General features: G+C 63.1%; 19 protein-coding genes and 3 pseudogenes. 12 read left to right on the top strand and 10 right to left on the bottom strand.

Going from position 1 to position 20,300, the window contains the following annotated elements; translation table 11 throughout:
• A partial coding sequence (locus tag AC0L16_RS29430) for a co-chaperone GroES (RefSeq protein ID WP_473521708.1) occupies nucleotides 1-230 on the bottom strand: 230 nt, incomplete at its 3' end.
• A 353-nt stretch (nucleotides 231-583) separates the two neighbouring features.
• Here AC0L16_RS29430 and AC0L16_RS29425 point away from each other — a divergent pair.
• Complete coding sequence (locus tag AC0L16_RS29425) at nucleotides 584-1,519, top strand: bifunctional helix-turn-helix transcriptional regulator/GNAT family N-acetyltransferase (protein WP_473624910.1); 936 nt, start codon at nucleotides 584-586, stop codon at nucleotides 1,517-1,519.
• 45 nt (nucleotides 1,520-1,564) lie between these two features.
• Here AC0L16_RS29425 and AC0L16_RS29420 read toward each other — a convergent pair whose 3' ends face one another.
• Nucleotides 1,565-2,398 (bottom strand): AraC family transcriptional regulator, encoded by an 834-nt coding sequence (locus AC0L16_RS29420; protein WP_473624909.1) that lies wholly within the window; start codon nucleotides 2,396-2,398, stop codon nucleotides 1,565-1,567.
• A 268-nt stretch (nucleotides 2,399-2,666) separates the two neighbouring features.
• On the opposite strand from AC0L16_RS29420, the gene AC0L16_RS29415 reads away from it, so the two are divergent.
• Genes AC0L16_RS29415 through AC0L16_RS29405 form a run of 3 tightly spaced genes read left to right on the top strand, consistent with a single transcriptional unit; the run spans nucleotide 2,667 to nucleotide 5,865 of the window.
• Nucleotides 2,667-3,146: a MarR family winged helix-turn-helix transcriptional regulator gene (locus AC0L16_RS29415; RefSeq protein ID WP_473624916.1), complete on the top strand. Its 480-nt coding sequence runs from the start codon at nucleotides 2,667-2,669 to the stop codon at nucleotides 3,144-3,146.
• Nucleotides 3,143-4,321, top strand: coding sequence for an HlyD family secretion protein (locus AC0L16_RS29410; RefSeq protein ID WP_473624907.1), 1,179 nt, complete (start codon nucleotides 3,143-3,145; stop codon nucleotides 4,319-4,321). The genes AC0L16_RS29415 and AC0L16_RS29410 overlap by 4 nt, the downstream gene beginning before the upstream one ends.
• Before the next feature lie 14 nt (nucleotides 4,322-4,335).
• The gene (locus tag AC0L16_RS29405; RefSeq protein WP_473624906.1) at nucleotides 4,336-5,865 is read left to right on the top strand and encodes a DHA2 family efflux MFS transporter permease subunit; all 1,530 of its coding nucleotides are present in this window, start codon (nucleotides 4,336-4,338) and stop codon (nucleotides 5,863-5,865) included.
• Nucleotides 5,866-5,939: 74 nt separating this feature from the next.
• Here AC0L16_RS29405 and AC0L16_RS29400 read toward each other — a convergent pair.
• A pseudogene (locus AC0L16_RS29400) lies at nucleotides 5,940-6,424 on the bottom strand (CAP domain-containing protein).
• A gap of 627 nt (nucleotides 6,425-7,051) precedes the next feature.
• On the bottom strand, nucleotides 7,052-7,375 hold the full coding sequence (locus AC0L16_RS29395; protein WP_473624915.1) for a transposase: 324 nt from the start codon (nucleotides 7,373-7,375) through the stop codon (nucleotides 7,052-7,054).
• 333 nt (nucleotides 7,376-7,708) lie between these two features.
• Between AC0L16_RS29395 and AC0L16_RS29390 the strand changes: the two genes are divergently transcribed.
• From AC0L16_RS29390 to AC0L16_RS29375, 4 genes and pseudogenes are all read left to right on the top strand, one after another.
• Nucleotides 7,709-8,854, top strand: a complete 1,146-nt coding sequence (locus AC0L16_RS29390) for a serine hydrolase domain-containing protein (protein WP_473624904.1) — start codon at nucleotides 7,709-7,711, stop codon at nucleotides 8,852-8,854.
• A 190-nt stretch (nucleotides 8,855-9,044) separates the two neighbouring features.
• Nucleotides 9,045-9,548: a DUF2165 family protein gene (locus AC0L16_RS29385; protein ID WP_473624903.1), complete on the top strand. Its 504-nt coding sequence runs from the start codon at nucleotides 9,045-9,047 to the stop codon at nucleotides 9,546-9,548.
• Between the two features lie 238 nt (nucleotides 9,549-9,786).
• A pseudogene (locus tag AC0L16_RS29380) lies at nucleotides 9,787-10,151 on the top strand (chloride channel protein); the annotation flags it as partial.
• 48 nt (nucleotides 10,152-10,199) lie between these two features.
• Nucleotides 10,200-10,663, top strand: a pseudogene (locus tag AC0L16_RS29375) (response regulator); the annotation flags it as partial.
• Between the two features lie 507 nt (nucleotides 10,664-11,170).
• Here AC0L16_RS29375 and AC0L16_RS29370 read toward each other — a convergent pair.
• Complete coding sequence (locus tag AC0L16_RS29370) at nucleotides 11,171-11,734, bottom strand: TetR/AcrR family transcriptional regulator (protein ID WP_473624902.1); 564 nt, start codon at nucleotides 11,732-11,734, stop codon at nucleotides 11,171-11,173.
• 110 nt (nucleotides 11,735-11,844) lie between these two features.
• Between AC0L16_RS29370 and AC0L16_RS29365 the strand changes: the two genes are divergently transcribed.
• Together AC0L16_RS29365 and AC0L16_RS29360 are read left to right on the top strand one after the other, a co-directional pair.
• Entirely contained in the window at nucleotides 11,845-12,633 is a 789-nt protein-coding gene (locus tag AC0L16_RS29365) for an SDR family NAD(P)-dependent oxidoreductase (protein WP_473624900.1), read from the top strand.
• A 61-nt stretch (nucleotides 12,634-12,694) separates the two neighbouring features.
• Entirely contained in the window at nucleotides 12,695-13,789 is a 1,095-nt protein-coding gene (locus AC0L16_RS29360; RefSeq protein ID WP_473624899.1) for an alkene reductase, read from the top strand.
• 179 nt (nucleotides 13,790-13,968) lie between these two features.
• Here AC0L16_RS29360 and AC0L16_RS29355 read toward each other — a convergent pair whose 3' ends face one another.
• The 4 genes from AC0L16_RS29355 to AC0L16_RS29340 all read right to left on the bottom strand — a co-directional run bounded on the left by AC0L16_RS29355 (nucleotide 13,969) and on the right by AC0L16_RS29340 (nucleotide 18,319).
• Entirely contained in the window at nucleotides 13,969-15,669 is a 1,701-nt protein-coding gene (locus AC0L16_RS29355) for a flotillin family protein (RefSeq protein ID WP_473624897.1), read from the bottom strand.
• Nucleotides 15,670-15,727: 58 nt separating this feature from the next.
• Nucleotides 15,728-16,348: an OB-fold-containig protein gene (locus AC0L16_RS29350; protein WP_473624896.1), complete on the bottom strand. Its 621-nt coding sequence runs from the start codon at nucleotides 16,346-16,348 to the stop codon at nucleotides 15,728-15,730.
• Between the two features lie 5 nt (nucleotides 16,349-16,353).
• The gene (locus AC0L16_RS29345) at nucleotides 16,354-17,475 is read right to left on the bottom strand and encodes a PspA/IM30 family protein (RefSeq protein WP_473624895.1); all 1,122 of its coding nucleotides are present in this window, start codon (nucleotides 17,473-17,475) and stop codon (nucleotides 16,354-16,356) included.
• Between the two features lie 208 nt (nucleotides 17,476-17,683).
• Entirely contained in the window at nucleotides 17,684-18,319 is a 636-nt protein-coding gene (locus AC0L16_RS29340; protein WP_473624893.1) for a TetR/AcrR family transcriptional regulator, read from the bottom strand.
• 71 nt (nucleotides 18,320-18,390) lie between these two features.
• Here AC0L16_RS29340 and AC0L16_RS29335 point away from each other — a divergent pair, with 71 nt between their 5' ends.
• A complete protein-coding gene (locus tag AC0L16_RS29335) occupies nucleotides 18,391-18,801 on the top strand; it encodes a DUF1761 domain-containing protein (protein ID WP_287069675.1) in 411 nt (136 codons plus the stop codon).
• Nucleotides 18,802-19,035: 234 nt separating this feature from the next.
• On the opposite strand, the gene AC0L16_RS29330 is transcribed toward AC0L16_RS29335, so the two are convergent.
• Entirely contained in the window at nucleotides 19,036-19,398 is a 363-nt protein-coding gene (locus AC0L16_RS29330; RefSeq protein WP_473624892.1) for a winged helix-turn-helix transcriptional regulator, read from the bottom strand.
• A gap of 127 nt (nucleotides 19,399-19,525) precedes the next feature.
• Here AC0L16_RS29330 and AC0L16_RS29325 point away from each other — a divergent pair, with 127 nt between their 5' ends.
• Complete coding sequence (locus AC0L16_RS29325) at nucleotides 19,526-20,230, top strand: glutathione S-transferase family protein (RefSeq protein WP_473624891.1); 705 nt, start codon at nucleotides 19,526-19,528, stop codon at nucleotides 20,228-20,230.
• Nucleotides 20,231-20,300 lie beyond the last annotated feature (70 nt).

Below are 20,300 nucleotides of genomic sequence, written 5' to 3'. Positions count from 1 at the left end.
TCGGTGCCCGACCACTTGCCGAACAGGATGCGATCGCCGGCCTTGACGTCCAGCGGGACGAGCTTGCCGGCTTCGTCGCGGGCGCCGGAACCAACGGCGATGATCTCGCCTTCCTGCGGCTTTTCCTTCGCCGTGTCGGGGATGATGATCCCGCCGGCAGTCTTGGATTCGGATTCAACCCGGCGTACGACCACGCGGTCATGAAGCGGGCGGAACTTCGACTTTGCCATTTTTTATTCCTCAGTGAGAATGGTGAGAATAGTTCCTCCGTCCGGCGGCGCCGGACAAACCTATAAGCCCGGCGGCGCCGGACCTACGCTTAGCACTCACCGATGGCGAGTGCTAACGTGGCGGTGAGATAAGCCGGCGGCTGGCGAGAGTCAAGGTGCTGAGTGAGCCGATCGACGCCAGCGATGAAGTACTGGCGCCTCGGCAGTATAAGCACCAACCGGCGTCGTTCCGCCAGCGGGTAGCAGCCGCTCGGCACGACTCGCACCGGACTGGACAATGCGGGTGCCCTGCTTCGATCGGATGCTTGACTAAGTCAAGTATCTGATCGATCTTGTGCGGGCAGGAGGATGCCATGACGATCCATCATCAACCCGGCAGGGAGCGGATCGATGCTGTGCGGGGCTTCAACCGCTTCTACACCCGCCAGATCGGGCTGCTCGACGAAGGGCTGCTGAAAAGCGCCTTCTCGCTGACCGAGGCTCGGGTGCTCTATGAACTGGCGCATCGCGATGGCCTGACCGCCACCGATCTTGCGCGCGATCTCGGTCTCGACCCCGGCTATCTCAGCCGGTTGCTGAAAAAGTTCGAGGAGCGCGGCCTGGTCGAGCGCGCGGCGACGCAAGCCGATGCGCGGCGCTCGTCGATTATGCTGACGCCGGCGGGAAGAACGGCGTTCGCGCCGCTGAACCAGGGTTCGCACGATCAGGTCGCGACCCTGCTCGACCGGCTTTCCGCACCGGAACAGGACAGGCTGGTCAAGGCGATGCAGACGGTGCAGCGCCTGCTGGGCGAGAGTGCAGAGCCCAAGGTCCCTTACATGCTGCGGTCTTTGCAGGTCGGCGACATCGGCTGGATCATCCATCGCCAGGGCTTGCTCTATGCGCAGGAATATGGCTGGGACGAAACTTATGAGGCGCTGGTCGCCGAAATCCTCGGCGCCTTCGTCAAATCCTACGATCCGAAATGGGAACGCAGCTGGATCGCCGAGCGGGAAGGGGAAGTCGTCGGCTCGGTCTTTCTCGTGCGCCAGTCGGACGAGGTGGCGAAGCTGCGCCTGCTCTATGTCGAACCCTCGGCGCGCGGTCTCGGCATCGGCAGGCGGCTGGTCGAGGAATGCATCGGCTTTGCCCCTGCGAAGGGCTACAAGACGTTGACGCTGTGGACCAACGACGTGCTCACCTCAGCGCGCCGCATCTACGAGGCGGCCGGATTCAAGCTGGCCAACCAAGAACGCCACCACGCCTTCGGCAAGGATCTGGTCGGCCAGAACTGGAATCTGGAGCTGTAGCAGCGCTTCCTGTGCTTCGGCGTCGGGCCTGTAGCCGGCCGCATCTCACCCTTCGACCGGTATCCAGATTTCCAGCCCGCCATTGCCGCTGCGCGGATCGAATTCGGGGCCGTAGCGCTCGAATTCGGGCGCGTCGGCAATCTTGTGCCCGGAGGCCGGCAGCCATTTGTTCCAGATCGTGTTGACCGTGCGGCGGATGGTCGAGATGTGGTCACGATGGGCGAACACGGCGTATTTCTGCGCCGGCACGCGTACGCGCGAAAACTCCCTCGGCAGGTCCGAAAAATCGGACACCTCGACGCCGGCGATATAGTCGAAATTGCCTGCATCGTCGCCGTTGACGCAGACGCCATAAGCGACGTCGCCGACCTCGTCTGGAATGTTGCCGATATAGGGGCCGAACCGCTGCCACTGCATCGGGATGCCGGCGCTGGTTTCGCAGCTGTAGCGCTCGCCAAGACCGGCGATGAGAAACGGCCGGCTGGTCTCAAAACGCGGCGGCTCGAGAGTGGTGAGGAAGGACTGGTCCATCAGGATCGGCTCCACGAGATCGAGGTTTTTGAGCGAGCCTTGCGCGCGCACCAGTTCCGGCGTGGTGCCGAACTGGTCGCGAAAGGCGCGGGTGAAAGCCTCATGCGAGGCATAGCCGGCGTCGAGCGCGACCGAGAGGATGTCCGGTGCACCGGCGGCGAGCCTGCGCGCCGCCTCGGTCAGCCGGCGAGAACGCAGGTAGCCCATCACCGAACGGCCGGTCGCCGCACCGAAAGCCCGCGTCACGTGAAAGCGCGACACGCCGCTGCTCTTGGCGACATCGTCGAGGGAGACGGATTCCGGCAGACGGCTTTCGACGAACCACAGCGCTTTCTCGGTCGGGTTCATATGTCTCCTCGCGATGGGTCAGTCTTCGCATTGGCCCAGCCTTCGCATTTGGCAGAGTCTTCGCATTGGCAAAGTCATGGTGCCGTCTGCTTGCACGGTCAGTTTGATTAAAATTGCGCATTGCGCAAATTCGACCGACCATCGGTCAATTTCAACCTGCTCAATCGCGATTTTGCGAGCGACCCTGAATGACTGCCATGCACGCCTGCAGGCTTCTGGCATAATGCCGCGTCTTGAATAGTAAGCACGCTTATAATATATGCCGCTCATGGTTTCCGACGGCATCGACAGATTGGGCTTTTTGATCCACGACGTGCAGCGCCTGATGCGAAAGCGCTTCGAGGCGCGCGCCAGCGGGCTCGGCCTTTCCTCGGCGCAATGGCGGCTCATGGTCCGCGTCGCCAAGGAAGAAGGCATCACGCAAGCGCGGCTCGCCGAGCTTCTCGAGATCGAGCCGATCAGCGTGTCGCGGCTGGTCGACCGCATGCAGGAGGGCGGCTGGATCGAGCGCCGTGCCGATGCCGCCGACCGCCGCGTCCGCATGGTCTTCCCCACCGCCAAAGCGAGCCAAGCCTACGCTGAGATCAAGAGCCTTGCTGGCGAAGTCTATGAAGAATCGCTGACCGGCGTGTCGCCGCGAGATCGTCGCGTCCTGATCAAGGCACTGGAGACGATGGCCAAGAACTTGGCGGACGGTGAGCCGGCGCCGGGCGAAAAAGTCGAGAGTACAGAAGGCGCAGCACGATGAACGCGGTAGCCAAGGTAGATGAGAATGCGACCAAGCTGGAGATGGAAGCTCCCGCGCAGCCGGCGGCAGCTCCGGCCACAGTCGCTCCGCAGCTAGCGCCGGCGCCGGTGGCGCAGAAGAAGAAGCGCCGTGCCGGCCGCATCCTTTTGATGGCGGCGCTCCCGGTGGCGCTGATCGCCGGCGGCAGCTACGTCTGGGTGACCGGCGGCCGTTACCAGGAGACCGAGAACGCCAATCTGCAGCAGGCCAAGGTCACAATCGCCGCCGATACGGCCGGCCGCATCGTTCAGGTCGACATTTTCGACAACCAGTCGGTCAAGCAGGGCGACGTGCTGTTCGCCATCGATGCCGAGCCTTACCGGATCGCATTGGCCCAGGCCGACGCGGCGGTGGACGGCGCGCGCCTCAATGTCGAGCAGCTACGTGCGGCCCATAGCCAGGCGGTAGCGCAGGAGAAATCCGACGCCAGCCAGGTCGACTATGCGCAGTCGCAATACGACCGGGCTGCCGACCTGGCCCGCAAGGGCATCAACGCGGAGTCGTCGCTGGACGAGGCCAGGAACGATCTCGACAAGGCCAGGCAGCAACTGGTGGTGGCTCAGCAGGGCATCCTCAGCGCCAAGGCGGCACTTGGCGGCAATCCCGATATCGAAACCGACAGGCATCCGACCGTGATGGCGGCGCTCGCCGCCCGCGACAAGGCTGCCTACGATCTGGCGCAGACCACGGTGAGGGCGCCGGCCGACGGTATCGTCAGCCAGGCTGCCTCGTTCAAGGTCGGCCAGTATGTCGGCCCCGGCACGCCGCTGTTTTCGCTGGTCGAGACCGGCGACACCTGGATCGACGCCAATTTCAAGGAAACCCAGCTCACCAATATGAAGCCGGGCCAGAAGGCTGATATTGTGGTCGACACCTATCCGGGCCGGACGTTCGAGGCCACGGTCAAGGCGATCGGCGCCGGCACCGGAGCCGAGTTCTCGCTGTTGCCGGCCCAAAACGCCACCGGCAACTGGGTCAAGGTCACCCAGCGCATTCCGGTGCGCCTGCAACTGGCCGATGCCGACGCCAGGATGGCGCTGCGCACCGGCATGAGCGCGACCGTCACGGTGGACACCGGCGTTTCCCGCGGGCTTGCGAGCATCTTCGGCCACGCCGCGGCGGGTGAAGCGCAATAGACCGCCTCCATGTCATGAGCACGCCAGAAGCCTTTCGCGAAGTGCCGCATCGCGGCCTGATCACCATTGCGATCATGCTGGCGACAGTCATGCAGGTGCTCGACACCACCATCGCCAACGTCGCGCTGCCGTCGATGGTCGGCGACCTTGGCGCGTCGGCCGACACCATCAACTGGGTGCTGACCTCCTACATCGTTGCCGCCGCCATCATGACGCCGGTGACCGGCTGGCTGGCCGACCGCTTCGGGCGCAAGGAGCTGTTCCTGACGGCCGTGGTCGGCTTCGTCGTGTTCTCCATGCTGTGCGGCGTGGCATGGAGCCTGGAGACCATGGTGCTGTTCCGCCTGATGCAGGGCGTGTTCGGCGCGGCGATCGTGCCGCTGTCGCAGACCTTCCTGCTCGACATCAACCCTAGGGAACGCCACGGCCAGACGATGGCGATCTGGGGCGCCGGCATCATGGTCGGGCCGATCATCGGCCCGACGCTGGGCGGCTGGCTGACCGAGAGCTTCAACTGGCGCTGGGTGTTCTTCATCAATCTGCCGATTGGCATCATCGCCTTTCTCGGCATGGCCGCCTACCTGCCGAACATCGCCAGACGCGTGCGCGGCTTCGATTTCTTCGGCTTTGCCATGCTCTCGCTCGGCGTTGGCGCGCTGCAGCTCATGCTCGACCGTGGCGGCGACGCCGACTGGTTCTCCTCGGCCGAGATCTGGATCGAGCTTGGCCTCGCCATTTCAGGTTTCTGGGTGTTCACCATTCATCTGCTGAGCGCCGAAAACCCGTTCATCGACCCGAAGATCTTCCTGGACCGCAATTTCGCGACCGGACTGGTCTTCATTTTCATCATCGGCGTCATCCTTCTGGCCAGCCTGGCGCTGCTGCCACCGATGCTGTCGACGATCTTCGGCTACCCGACCATCACCACCGGCGTGGTGATGGCGCCACGCGGCGTCGGCACGATGATCTCGATGCTCGTCGTCGGGCGCGTCATGCACAGGATCGATGCCAGGCTGCTGGTGATGATCGGACTGGGGCTTACGGCGCAGTCGCTCTACACGATGTCGGGCTTCTCGCCGCAGATGGACAACTGGCTTATCCTGACCTCGGGCGTCATTCAGGGCCTCGGGCTGGGCCTGGTCTTCGTACCGCTCTCCACCATTGCCTTCGCCACGCTCGATGTGCGCTTCCGCACCGACGCCACGGCGCTGTTTTCCCTGGTGCGCAACATCGGCTCGTCGATCGGCATCTCGATCGTTTCGGTCATGCTGGTGCGCAACACGCAGATCAACCATGCCGAGCTCTCGGCCCATATCAATCCGTTCAACCCCAACCTCTGGGCGGCCTCGCCGGCGGCGGCGGGCGGCGATCCGGCGGCGCTGTCGCAGATCGATGGGCTGGTCAACCAGCAGTCGCTGATGATCTCCTACATCAACGACTTCAAGCTGATGATGGTGGTGACGCTGGTTGCTTTCCCGCTGGTCTTCCTGCTGCGCAAGCCACAGAAGGCTTCAGCGGCTGCGCCCGCCGCGCCTATGGACTGACCTATGGGACCGGCGCAACGGACCGAACCGCGACGCGGCATTGCCGACGGCGCCGATTGGTCTGTGCCGAGTTGCTATTTGCCCAGAACAAGGCTCCAGTAGCGCAGCGAGCTGTCGCGGCCGTCACGCACATAGGCCAGACCAAAGCGGGTGAAGCGCGGGTCGAGCATGTTGCGGCGGTGGCCGGCCGAGTGCATCCAGAGGTCGAACAACTTCCGTTGATCGAAACGGCCCTCGGCGATGTTTTCGGCAGCAGCACCGGCAATACCGTTGCCCTTGACGCGCGAGGCAAATCCCTTGCCCCAGCCGGTGGAGTGAGTCATGCGGCCGCCGCGCGCCATATAGCCGGACTGCTGCAGGGCTGCCTGTTCGAGCTGAGGGTCGGGGACAAGCGGTTCGAGACCGGCTGAGGCGCGGATGCCCGCCAGTGTGCCGACGGCGGAGGCGGAGACCCCGGCGCCTTCGCCGGTGGGCAGCACAGTGGCGCAAGGGCAAGCCCGGCCAGCGCGGCAAGTCCGGCAGCTCTAAGCAGCATTCGCCTGTATGGCGTCGGGCGCATTTGGTCAGAACGGGGTTGTAGGGATGGTTGATTGGCGGTGTCGGTGAGCGTCATGCCTGTCTGACATAGCGGCAATAGTGGCTTTTGCCGGGCAGGCGTTCAGAAATCTCGCTCGCTGCGGTCCGTCTTCCCGGTGGTGAAATCCGACGCTTGATACCGAGACGGAATACCAGTTTGAACCCATCGGTGACCTCCACCGGTGCGCGCTGCGAATGACTGCTTCGCGCCGCATCGCAGTCATTCCTACGGTCCCGTCCATTCGCCAAAAGTGGACATCGCAATTGCGGACGCCGCAGGCAGCTTTGCGCCATGTATGGACGGCTCTCCCTTGGCAAGGGATTTTTGATGTGCTGCCGCATGGTCGGTGCGGCCATGTGTTCGACCTGTTGGTGCGGCACCTATGGGCCGCTGGCCATAATGCCTTCCGCGGAGACGGGTCCCGACCAATTCCACGCGCTCTGAGGCGCTATGGCGCAAATGGGTTTTCTATCCCCCGGTATCGACCGTTTTTCGCATTACATCGCGACTGCCCTTCCCAACTCAAACTCCGACGCTCTCCCGCTGACCGCTAGGCTGCAGTGGGCTGTGGCTCCCTATAGCGTTTGCCGCTCGTCATGATCGCCCAGATCATCCCCGCCATCTTGTTGGCGAGCGCGACCGCAGCGATCTTCGCCGTGCGACGAGCAAGCAGCTGACCAACCAGGGCCGCCTTGTTCCATGCCGCTGGGCATAGCGGATGACTGCGAGCGCACCGACCACGAGCAACTGCAGTAAGTATCGATCTCCTTGCTTGGTGATGCCTCCGAGCCGTTCCTTGCCGCCGCTAGAGTTCTGCCGCGGCACGAGGCCGATGCAGGCAGCCAGGTTCCTGCCGGACTTGAATGCCCGAGGATCAGGAACCACCGCGACGATTGCGCTTGCCAGCACCGGCCCCACGCCCGACACCTCCATCAGGCGCTGGCCGACCTCGGCCGCGCGTGCGCTTGTCCGCACCCGCCGATCCGTTTCCAGGATCTTTTATGCCGCGAGTCGCATCGATGGTCTTGGTCTATTGGTCATTTGAGCGACGGCGAAAAGATTTGGATTGCCAATACTGGTTCCTGTCGTCAATCTCAGCGTAAAATAGCCGGTTATTCGGCGGACAATCCTCCAAGCTGGTTTTCCGGTCACGTGCGAGGCGTGCTCCGGCAGTCTTCGATCTCGTTAATCTGGCCAGGGAGTGAGACAATGATAGCGAGAACACTGGGCGCCGTGGTTGTCGCAGTGTGCGCAACGGGGAGCGCCATGAGCGCGTCTACGCCCGCCCTCAAGCCGATCGACCCGGTCGCGCTTCAGGCCACCGTCGAAGGGGCGGCCAGGGAACTCCTGCTGCCGGGTGCCATGGTTCTGCTGCACACTCCGCAGGGCAATTTCGTCTTTGGGTACGGCACAACCGAGCTCGGCGTCACGAACCCACCACGCGCCGATACGCACTTCCGGGCCGCCTCGAATACCAAGACGATGACGGCCGCCGTGATCGTGCAACTGGTTCAGGAAGGGAAATTACACTTCGACGATCCGATCTCGAAGTATGTTCAAGACGTTCCGAACGGGGACAACATTACTATTGCTCAACTCCTCAAAATGCGAAGCGGCCTTTATAACTACACCAACGCGCCAGAAGTTGCGGAAAGTCTAGACCGAGACCCGACCAAGGTTTGGACTTTGGAGGAACTGCTTGCAATCGCGTTCAAACCGCCGCCACTATTCGCTCCGGGCAAGGAATTCGACTATTGCAACACCAACTATCTCTTGCTTGGTCTCGTCGCCGAAAAGATCGAAGGCCAGCCTTTGGCCAGCATCTTTCAGGAGCGCTTGTTCGGGGTGCTTGGCATGAAGAACACATTGCTGCCTGTCAGCACGTCGAACGCCATCCCCGAGCCTTACTCACATGGCTACCTTTACGGCGGCTCCTCATACGCCCTGGTGGATGCGCCCTATCCCGCCGATCTTCAGGCTGCGGCTACGGCGGGAACACTCAAGCCCAACGACGACACATGGCAGAATCCTTCCGCAGCCTTGGCGGCCGGTGGCATCATCTCTACCGCGGATGACCTGGCGACTTGGATACGCGCGCTGGTCGGGGGCAAAGTTTTCGATGCCGACTATCACCGCCAATGGGTGGAGAGCCCCGAACCGGAGGATCCAAGTAATCCCAAAGGTCAACAATATGGCTATGGTATCGTTCTGATCACCTTCGGGCCAAACAAAGTGTATTTTCACGGCGGCGAGATGCCTGGCTACAACTCGTTCATGGGCTACGATCCAGACAACGATGTCACGCTCATCGTTTGGACTAACCTGACCGTGTCACTTGATGGCATGCCGACAGCCAACGCTCTGATGCTGAAAATACTGGATCAGATTTATACAGTGTCACCACTTAAATAGGGGCGAGGAATCGCGCTTACTTTCGGGCTACTTGCACGCGCCCCGTCGCGAGCCGGTTCAACGCCCGCGGTGGAAGGGTTGTGGTCGGTCGAAGGACATTTGATGCGCGGCAGGGTTGTCCTCTGATAGTGCAAGTGTACGGAGCAGGCGCACGGTCGTGACGCCGGCGTTGAAGCAAGGGAAGACAGCGATGCTGATCGCACGCCTTTCGAAAGCGGCTTTGGTCGCCGCCATTGCGTTCCTGACCACCCTGGTCGCGTTCGGAAACATCACCGACTACGGAACCAACTGGGCCTTCGTCAGGCATGTCCTCTCGATGGACACCATCTTTCCAGACTCGGCGACCCACTATCGCAACATCACCAATCCTGCCGTGCAAACGGCCGGCTATCTGCTGATCATCGCGGCAGAGCTCGGAACGGCGATACTCTGTTGGATTGGCGCCCTTGTCCTGCTTTCGAACCTGCGCGGCTCAGCTTCGTCGTTCAATGCCGCCAAACGGTGGTCCATCGCTGGTTTGACATTGGGTTTTCTCACCTGGATGGTTGGCTTCATGGCGATCGGCGGCGAGTGGTTCGAGATGTGGCAATCGACCGTGTGGAATGGCGAGGAGAGCGCCTTTCGCTTTCACATGACGGTGATTGCGGTGCTCATCTACCTAGTGTTGAACGACGGCGAATTGCGACCTTCGTGACATTCGGACAGGTCTGCGGGATGCGATTGACCTCGCCCGGAAGAGCCATACCTATCGCCATGGACGCCGCCAACGGACCTTGTTCGGCGACCCAGAGGCGCGTGTACGGCCCCCCGTGCAAGGGCGCACTTCCCATCTGTCGAACCAGGGAACTCCTCCACAAAGCTGAGCAAGGGAATGCAGCATCCAAGCCTCGCTGAGGAAGAGACGTGAAGTTGGGTCGTTCTGATCCGGGAGCGTGAGACACGGTCCGCTTTATGCTGTCGAGCCACCCGGCGAGGTACTGGCCAAGTTCGAGGCGGCGCACGGCGCGTTGTCTCGCCGTTCGGCTCTCCACAGGGCTGCACGCCCTTCTGGGGCAGGCCGTCACGCGGCCCCCTGGGGGCGCGCCACAGCGGCGCGGACGGCCGCTTCGGGCAGCGGCATACCGCATGTCGAGGCGGTGCTGGAGGAAAGCCTGCCACCGGTGCCGTTCCGGGTGCCGCTCCGGCTGATCCCGATCAAGTTCTTCGGCGGCGTGCTGGCGATCGGCTCAGGCCTGGCGTGGGGCGCGAGGGTCCATCGGTGCAGATGGGCGCGAGCATTGCCGACCTGGTCGGCATCGTGTTCCGCCGCGACTGGGCGGACCGCAAGATCCTGATTGCAGCCGGTATGTCCGGCTGCGTCGTTACCGACGTGCGGATGCCGGGCATCGATGGCATCGAATTCCTGCGTCGGCTGAAGGCTCGTGGCTCACTTCTCCCTATGATCGTGATGACGGGCCACGCCGACGTGCCTATGGCGGTCGAGGCAATGAAGGAGGGCGCGATCGATTTCATCGAGAAGCCGTTCGATGACGACCTGCTCATCGCGACGATCCGCTCCGCGCTTGGCCGCCGGACGAGGACCATCCCGGACGGCGCACACGTCAGGGAGGCGGCGAGCCGGGTAGGATCGCTCACAGAACGCGAACGCCAGGTCCTGGACCTGCTCGTCGACGGCAAGGCGAACCGCACGAACTCGGCATCAGCCCACGAACGGTCGAAATCTACAGGGCCAACGTCATGTCGAAGATGCAGGCGAAGAGCCTGTCCGAGCTCGTCCGGCTGGCGTTGTTGGCCGACGGATCCGCTTAGTAGCCCTGTCGGTCCGGATTCTGTGCGTCTTTCGCCTGCACAAGGACGCTGAGGCGCGGATGCCCGCCAGTGTGCCGGCGGCGGAGGCCGAGACACCGGCTTCGGCGGGCAGCACGGTGGCGCAAGCGGCAAGCCCGGCCAGCGCAGCAAGACCGGCAGCTCTAAGCATTCGCCTGTTTAAGCTTGATCGGGCTTCGAATTTTCGATCTTGGCAGCGGTCATGCCCGCCTGACATAGCGGTGATCATGGCTTTTGCCGGGCAGGTGCTCAAATTCTCGCTTGCTGCGGTTCGTCTTCCCGGTGGTGAATCCGGCGTGTGGTACCGCGACTGAATACCAGTTTTGACCCCTTGGCGACCTCCCACCGGTGCGCGCTGCGGATGACTGTTTCGCGCCCTTAGCCGTCCGCGAACCCCGCTGATTGCACGCTACGGCGCGATATTCTCCAAGATAGCCACCCAATCACCGCCGATGGCCGCATTGCTCTCGAAAAGGGCACTCCTGCCGGCTATCTGGCAGACACTTGGCTGATCCCGGTATCGATCCAGGCACGCGTCTGTTCCAGAACTTCATCCGAAAGCGCGGGATCGTCGATAGCCCGGGCGAGGATCACTGCCCCCACCATCGCTGCCCAGCATCCGATCGCTGCGCGGCGCCTGTCCGCCGCGTCCAGCTCCGGGAGCGCCTCGCTGATACGATCGATCTGCGAGCGAAGGCCTTCGGTCATGGCCGAACGGGCAGCCGGGGTCTGATGGCGGATGGCCGCGGCAAGGCCCGCCGTCGGGCAACCACCGGCGGCGTTGTCGCGATGACGGGGCGCAAGATAGGCCTTCACATAAGCGCGAAGATCGCCCCCTCCGCCTGAGTCCGCGGCGAGGACATGCGCAAGGGTCTGCGCGATCAGGTCGTCCTTAGAGTTGAAGTGACCATAGAAGCCGCCATGGGTGAGCCCGGCGGCTTTCATCACTTCCGCCACGCTGACCGCTTCGAAACCATTGTCGCGGAACAGCCGGCTGGCCGCGTCCACGATTCGGTGACGATTCTCCGCCATCTGTTCTCGACTGACCTTCATTTAAAAATTCTCCGTCGGCCCCATTGACAGTTACATGATGACCATCATATTTAGCCTCAATCATGATGACCGTCATGAATATAGGTTCAATCCAAAAAGAGAGCAATCCCATGACCGCCATTCCGTCAGTCCTCATCACCGGCGCCTCCACCGGCATCGGAGCCGCCTATGCAGAGCGCTTCGCGCGACGCGGGCACGACCTCGTGCTGGTTGCCCGCGACGTGGCACGAATGGAGGCTCTGGCGGCCCGTCTGCGTCAGGAAAATGGCGTGGCGATCGACATCATCCAGGCTGATCTTACGCAGCCTGCCGAACTTGCAACGGTAGAGACGAGGTTGCGCGATGACGCCCGCATCGGCATTCTCGTCAACAATGCCGGAACGGCCATCGGCGGAAGCTTTATCGAGCAGAGCACCGATGACGTCGCGCGGCTGGTGGCGCTCAACACGACCGCGCTTCTGCGGCTTGCCAGCGCCATCGCCCCGCGTCTTGCGGCGGCCGGCGAAGGGGCGATCGTCAACATCGGCTCCGTGGTCGGCCTGGCGCCGGAGTTCGGCATGACGGTCTACGGTGCAACCAAAGCCTTCGTGCTGTTTCTGTCGCAGGGACTCAGCCTCGAGCTCGCGCCGAAGGGTGTCTACGTCCAGGCCGTGCTTCCCGCCACGACGCGAACGGAGATCTGGGAACATGTCGGCGCCGACGTCAACACGCTTTCCAACGTGATGGAGGTCGACGACCTGGTGGATGCGGCGCTGGTCGGCTTCGACCGCCGCGAACTCGTGACCATCCCGCCGCTACCCGATGCCGGGCAGTGGGACGCGCTTCAGGCCGCACGCCAGGCCATGCTTCCGAACTATCGGAACGAACATCCCGCCGAGCGGTATCGCACGGTCGCCTGAGCACCAACGAAGCCATTTCGATAAACGACTCCGCCGCGGCGGGGACAAACAAAGGTGATCTATGACGAGCACAACGCTGTTTGAGCCCTATACTCTCGGCTCGCTCACTCTCTCCAATCGTATCGTCATGGCGCCCCTGACGCGCAATCGCGCTGGCCCGGGCTTCGTTCCGGGCGATCTCGCCGCGCAGTATTACGGGCAGCGCGCGTCGGCCGGCCTGCTGATTTCCGAGGCCACGCAGATCTCGCAGCAGGGACAGGGTTATCAGGACACGCCCGGCATCTACTCCCAGGCGCAGATCGGCGGCTGGCGCAAGGTCACCGACGCCGTGCACGCCAAGGGCGGCCGGATATTCCTGCAGCTCTGGCATGTCGGCCGCGTCTCGCACGTCGACCTGCAGGAGAACGGCGCCGCCCCCGTCGCGCCCTCGGCGATCCGGGCCGCGACCAAGACGTTCGTCGGCAACGGCTTTGTCGACGTTTCGGAGCCCCGCGCGCTGGAGTTCGACGAGCTTGCGGGGATCGTCAACGATTTCCGGCAAGCAGCCGCGAACGCCATCGAGGCCGGCTTCGATGGCGTCGAGATTCACGGCGCCAACGGCTATCTGCTGGACCAGTTCGCCAAGGACGGCGCGAACGTCCGCACGGATGCATACGGCGGATCGGTCGAGAACCGCGCCCGGCTGATGCTGGAGGTTGCGACTGCGGTGGTCGAGGAGATCGGCGCTGAGCGCACTGGCATCCGGATTTCGCCGATCTCGCCCGCCAACGGCGTCTCGAGCAGCGCCCCCCAGGCGCAGTTTGACTATATCGTCGATCAACTCGATGCTTTGGGAATCGTCTACATCCATGTTGTCGAGGGCGCCACGGGCGGATCGCGCGATGTCGCGCCGTTCGACTTCGGGTCGCTCCGCCGGCGCTTCAACAACACCTATATCGCCAATAACGGCTATGACCTCGAGCTCGCGGCGTCGCGGCTCGCCGAGGGCAAGGCGGACCTGTTCGCCTTCGGGCGACCGTTCATCGCCAATCCCGATCTTGTGGAACGGCTGCAGACGCGCGCGCCGCTGGCGGAGTTCAACCCGGCGACGCTCTATGGCGGCGGCTCCGCCGGCTATACCGACTATCCCGCGATCACCGCCTCAAGCCAGCCATGAGCCATCGGAGGGCCGCGCCTGCGAGGCAGCCATCCCAACTCGACGGCAGCACCGGCGCTTTCGCCGGTGGGCAGGACGGTGGCGGCAAGGCCGCCTGCCTGACATAAACGCGATCCTGACTGCCACATAGACCGGGCGTGGATTGTTTCCACGCCCGATCAAATCAGCGTTTGGGCAGTTCAGGCCTTCGGTATCCCAGCCAGGGGGGCGACCAGCTCGTCGTCCTCCACGTCTGCCTCCTCGAACAGATCGGCCCCGTCAGCATCCGTTTCCCGCGGCCGCGTCGAGACCAGATCCTTCAGAGAGCCACCGGCGCCGGCGATGCCGGCTTCCTTCAGGAGCGCGTCGATCAGAGACTTGTTGCCGGTGAACTTCAGCAACTGGTCGGCCAGATCGCCCGGACCCGAACGCCCGCCGTCGCCGTCCGAGCGACCGCCCGAAAATCCCGCCGTGTCGAACACGCGAATGCTGTCGATACGGCTCGCCGGCTCCATCAGCGCCTTTAGTGCTTCCGGTAGCATGGTGATCCGGGCCTGCGTCAGTTCAAGCTGGATCAGCCGGTCGGAGAGCAGGTTGCGCGCGTCGTTGGTGGCGCGGATGGTGGCGGCCTCCGCCTCGCCTTCCGCGATCACGCCTTCGGCGCGGACCTTCATCGCTTCCGCTGCCGCGCGGGCTTCCACCAGCGCCGCCTCGGCGCGGTCTTCCGCCGCTGCTTTTTCGGCGCTCGCGCCAACTGTCACCGACACAGCCTCGGATTCCGCCGCTTCCTGCGCTTGCAGAACGGCGATCTGCCTTGCACGATCGGCAATTTCGCGTTCGCGCGCCGTCTGCACCTTTTCTTGAGCCGCAACCGTCAGCGCCTCGGCCTCGCGGGCCTTGGCTTCAGCCTGGCTGGTTTCCTGGCTCTTCTTGGCGATGGCCACCGCCATATTCTGGCGCGACAATTCAACCTCGCGCTCAGAGTTGATGCGCGCCTCTTCCTTGGCGCGCTGCGCTTCCGCCGCATGCTCGGCGATCTCGCGTTCGCGCGCGATCTGCGCGGCCTGTTCGGCGAGCTTCGCCGCTTCCTCGGCCTTGGCCATTTCTGAGCGGGTGGAGGCCTGCTTGGAGACGACGTCGCGCTCCTGCTCCAGCCGCGCCTCTTCCTCTTGCCGCTTCAACGCGTACTTTTCGCGCGAGGCGTTCAGGTCCTGCTCGGCAATCGCTACTTCGGTCTTCCGCGTCACCTCGTTGCGCTCCTTGCGGCGCTGTTCGGTGATGGTTGTCAGCTTGGCCAAGCCGACCGCGTCGAAGGCGTTGGTTTCGTTGAAGAACTCACGCGGCGTCTGGTCGAGGCCCGTCAACGACACCGATTCCAGCTCCAGCCCGTTCGAGCGCAGATCGGTCTCGACTGCGTCCTGCACCGCCTTGACGAAGTCCGAGCGATTTTCATGCAGTTGATCGAGCGTGTTGCGCGCGGCCACAGAGCGCAGCGCGTCGACCAGCTTGGCTTCCACCAGATCCTGGATTGCCTTCGGGTCGTTGACACGGTCGCCCAGCGTCTGCGCAGCGAGGCCGATGCCGTCATCCGTGCCGTCGACGCGTACGTAAAACTCGGCACGGATGTCGACGCGCATGCGGTCAGAGGTGATGAAGGCGTCCTCGCGGCGGCGGTCGACCACCAGCTTGACGGTGTTGAGCTTGACCTTCGCCAGCGCATGCAAGATGGGCAGGATCAGCGCGCCACCGTCTTTGACCACTCTGCGGCCGCCGACGCCGGTGCGCACAAAGGCCTCGTCACGTTCGGCGCGCTGGTAGAGCCGCCCGAGCACAAAGCCGATCACCGCGATCACGAAGAGAACGATGCCGACCCAGATCAGAAATTGAACTATGTTGTCCATAACTTGCCCCCAGATTTGAAAGTGTTTGATGTTCGGCTTTGCCCAGAGCGCGCTCTGGCTAGATATGCTCCTCGAACGGCACTACCAGCCAGACACGGCCGGGTCCCTCGGCGGCTTTCACCACCACGACCAAAGCGCCTTTCTCGATTTTCATTCCCGCGTCTGCGGGCCGCGCCCGCAGCGTATGCAATTCGCCATGCTCATCGCGCACTCGGATCGAGCCGGGCCGACCGTCATCCAGCGGCCCGAGCGTGACCGTGCCGCGACGCCCGACCAGATGATCGTGGTTGACGGCGTAGCTCTCGTCCTGCGGCAGGAGATGAGCGATCCAGCCGCCGGTGATTTTCGTTACCATCACCGCCGCCGGCGCCGCGCCAAAAGCGTAGCTCCACGCCGGCAGGACCGGGAAGATCTGCCACAGCATGATGCCGACCATCCCGAACGTGACCAGCAGAAGCAGTATCAGGATGGCGAAGGGTACCCGACCGAAATTCAACCAGTCGAATACCTCGCCCAGATGTGTGGCGTCGAGGAGGTGGTCGACTGCGCCGTCTTCGCCGCCACCATGGTCAAAATGTCCGGCTCCAACAAAGAACAGGACGATCTGCAGGACCCCCAGCAACATCCCTGCCAGCAATGGATAGAGATAGAGCGCCGGCGCGTGGAGAATATCTGCCATCGGCGCTACTTCTTACCCTTGAGTTCGCTGCGCAGTGTCGCCAGCCGGTCGTCAATGCGGCGCTGGCGCCCAAATTCTTCGAGTTCGACAAGATCGTTGTCGCGCGGCTTGCCAGCGGGCAGGTCGGTCAGCCGCGCCACGCTGGAAAGCGCGGCCGCAATGCGATCCTCTGGTGCGGGTTTGCGGAACCCGCCGCCAGCGCTGCCTACCGTGCCCGGCTTCTGCGCCTCGCGGGCGCGCCGCGCTATCTTCACCCGCTCCTCGGAATCGCGGCGGGCCGCACTTGCGGCGCTGAGCGCGCCTCGCGCTTCGTCAATGCGCACATCGACACCCTGGATCAGCTTGTCGATAGAGGCGGCCTGCGCGTCGATGTCGTCCTGACGGCCAATACCGGCCCGTGCGAGGTCTTCGCGACCCTCTTGCAGGGCGATACGGATATTCTGGTCCAGCCCCTCGCGTTCCTCGGTCAGGTCGTCCTTCTGCAGGGTGTAGCGCTTGCGCTCGGCGATCAGCGCTGCGAGGTTGGATTTCAGCTCGTCGGCGGCCTTGTCGATCTCGCGGATTGCTTGTTCGGCCACCGCCTCGGGAGCCTTCTTCTCAAGGCCGTCGATCACGGTTGCGACCAGGCCGGCGGCGAGGCGCGAAACGCGCCCGGAAATGGATTCGGTCTGCATGGCTTCGATCTCCCTGTGTTGCATGTCCGCCGACAGCGGAACGGTGAGCAGATAGGCCCCATTATCCCGTACGAGGTGGGAAAGTTGCGCCTTCTCCTGGCTATCGGAGTAGCCGGTGGCCAGGAATCCCGCGAGCACTCGCCCCTCGACGGTCGAAATCGAAACCTTGTCGACGCCCTTGAAGGACATGAGCTTGTCGTCGAGCGGCAGCCGATCGGACGACCAGGCGCCGGAGGCGTATTCGCGAATGCCATTGGTCACCAGTCGCGCCGGCAGGCCGGTCTCGGCGCGGATCGCTTCATAGGCGAGCTTCTGGAGTTCAAACGTGTTGGTGCGCTGGCTAGAGTCGGTGCGATCCAGGATGTCGTGCATGACGGCATAAGCCGCGAAAGTCATGTCGATGGCGCGTTCGCCAGCGCGGCTCAGGATTAGCTTGTAGTGCGCCGTCTTCATATGAGTTCTCCCTCCCAATCACCTAGCAAGTGATTGGGAGGATTTCAAGCCACAATCACCAAAAACGTGATTTGTTGTTGGGAAGGGTTAATGCACATGTGTTGTTTGGTGCCAGCAGTGTGGCGAGTGTCGGCGAAAAGGGCTGGACGCTGCCCCGCGCACGGCTGCGGTCGCCCTGACCGCCTCCACGCACCGACGGGAGCGGAACTTAGTCTCGCCCAATCAGCGTTTTGATCAGCGTCTCGGCGAGCCAGCTTTCATATTCGTCCGAAGACCAACCCCGCTCCAATACGAGCATGCGATATACGTCGCGGCCGGTGTACATCCATAAGATGTCGCGCACGCGGGCCAAGCCGAGTTGGCGCGCGACAGTGACGGATTCGACGAGAAGCTTGGCACGCGCTTCCTGCAGCTTGAAGCGGACGGTCTCCAACTCCGTCTCGATCGCCTTCAACTCGGGAGACAGAGCCGAGACGCCGCGCATAAGGCCGATCTCCTCGCGTTCCGCATCAAGGATGACCCGAGAGATCGAGGCAGTAATACGCAGAATCTCCTTGGGGTCTCTCGCGTTCTCGGCCTGCTTGGCTATCTCCGCATAGCGCGGGCCGAAGAAGGAACGCTCAACCACGGCTCTTAGAATGCCGGTCTTCGACTGGAACAGGGCATAGACGGTCGGTGCCGAAACACCGGCGGCTGATGAGATGTCATTGATCGTGACCTTTTCCACTCCGCGCGCAGTAAAAAGCTCTTTCGCCACATCGAGAATGCGTTGGCGCGTGCCGGAAGCGCGCTCCGACCGCAGCCGTGCGTCGTAGCGCCTGCGGGTCTTTGAATTGTCTTTCATATTGGATATAGTAAGCTATACCCAATATAACCGCCAGATCATTGAATCCGGAGGCTGGAAGGAGGAGCAGCATGATCGAGTTTGTGCCGATAAACCTCTGGGGGATCGGAACTGCGGTCCTCGCAGCCTGGGTTGTCGCTGGGCTTTGGTATTCGCCGCTGCTCTTCATCCGACCATGGGCCGAAATGTCGGGCGTCGACGGCGCGAAATTCGCCGCCGGCCTGCGGCGGGCGATTGCGGTCGACCTTGCCTCGTTTGCGGTCATGGCGTTTATCCTCGATCAGGTACTTCACGCCTGGGGCGCGCTGACGATCGTCTCGACCGTCCTCTGCACTTTCCTGCTCTGGCTCGGCTTCGTCGCTGTCACGCTGTTGCACTCGGTGACCTATGAGCACCGGCCTCTGCGCTATTATGCGATCAATGCCGGCTATCGCTTGGTCAGCATGGTGGCAATGGGCGTGATCCTGACCGTGTTGCGGTAACAAAGGCGCCTTACCCGGCAGGACGCGGAAGCGCCGCAAAGCTTGTCGCCGTCGCTCGGCGGCCGCTCGAATGTCCGCTCTTTGAATATTCGCAGCCCGAATCTGCCGGTCTGCACCGCATGACGCGCACTGGCCGCTTCCGGTGCTCCCCTCCGGTACCCGGCCTGGGACGGCAGATCCCACCCAAAGCGGTTGCACAACGTATAGTTGCACGCGTCAGATTTGCCCCACTGCTTATTCCGCCGCCACGAGCCTTGTTTCCGGCGTCGAGACCCGGCCGGCCCGATCGTCCTCGGTATCGTCCCACCAGTCGCCCAGGGCGTCGATGAGCGGCACAAGCTTGAGACCCGCTGCGGTGAGATCATAGTCGACGCGTAGCGGATAGCCGGCATGCGGCGTTCGCCGCACGATCCCGGCTTCCTCCAGCTTGCGCAGTTCCAGCGCCAGAATGCGGTGCGACACGGTCGGGTTGTCACGCCTCAGGTCGCTGAAGCGCTTGGTCCCGTCCTTGAGATAGTAGAGCAGCAAGGTGGGCCAGCGACCGCTGAGCACACGCATGGCCTCTTCGATCGGGCAGCTTGAGACGACATCTTTCATGGGCGGTCCCGTGGTGGTTTCGGAGTGATGGTTACAGAATTGTGCGTAATTTACATGGGACGACCAGCGTTTAGGGTCAAGCTTCGCTGCGCAGCGTGATCCCTAAACCTGGAAGAGGACCAAGAAAATGGAACCTATCCTCCTTTACGGCGTCCCGGCGGGAAGTTCGATGGGGCTCGTCGCTGCTTTTGAACGCCTCGGACATGCCTACCGCCTGTGCCGCGTCGACATGTTCACTGAAATGAAGAACGACGCCTATGCCCGCATCAACGGCCGTCAGGAAACGCCGCTGATGATCACCGACGAAGGCAGGGCGCTCACCGAGACGATGGCGATTGCCGCGTGGCTCGAAGCCCGCGACACGCAACGTCGCATCAGCTTCGACCCGCGCTCGCCGCAAGCCGACCGGATGCATCAGCTGATGGCTTTCGTGAATACCGGTTTCACCGCCGCTTTCACCCCGCTCTGGGCTGCCTATGAAATGGAATCGGCCGAGCCGGCCCTGCTGGCGACCTTGCGCGACTTTGGCCGCAAAGCCGTTACTGAGCGCCATGACCGGCTTGAGGCGATGATCGGCGACACCGACTTTCTGGTCGGCGATCGCCTGACGCTTGCCGACACCACGCTGATCGGCGTGGCGCGTTGGGCGGAGTTCCACCAGGCGGTCGACGGGGCCGCCTATCCCAGGCTGGCGGCGCTGCGGCGCCGGATCGAAAGCGATCCGGACGTGCGATACGCGCAGGCCATCGAGGACGGCGAAACGCCGGCGGGTTCGGGTGCCTGCCTTGGCCACGTTCCGCTGGCCGAGGTGATTGAACGATTTGGTGCCTAGCCTCTTTTCAGCCGCGCGGCACGAACACGGCCTGTGCTGCGCCGCGCTTGCTCAACCCCACCCGATTCGC

The sequence above is a fragment of the Mesorhizobium sp. WSM4848 genome, assembly GCF_055811375.1.
This window is presented reverse-complemented; position numbering and strand designations above follow the sequence as displayed.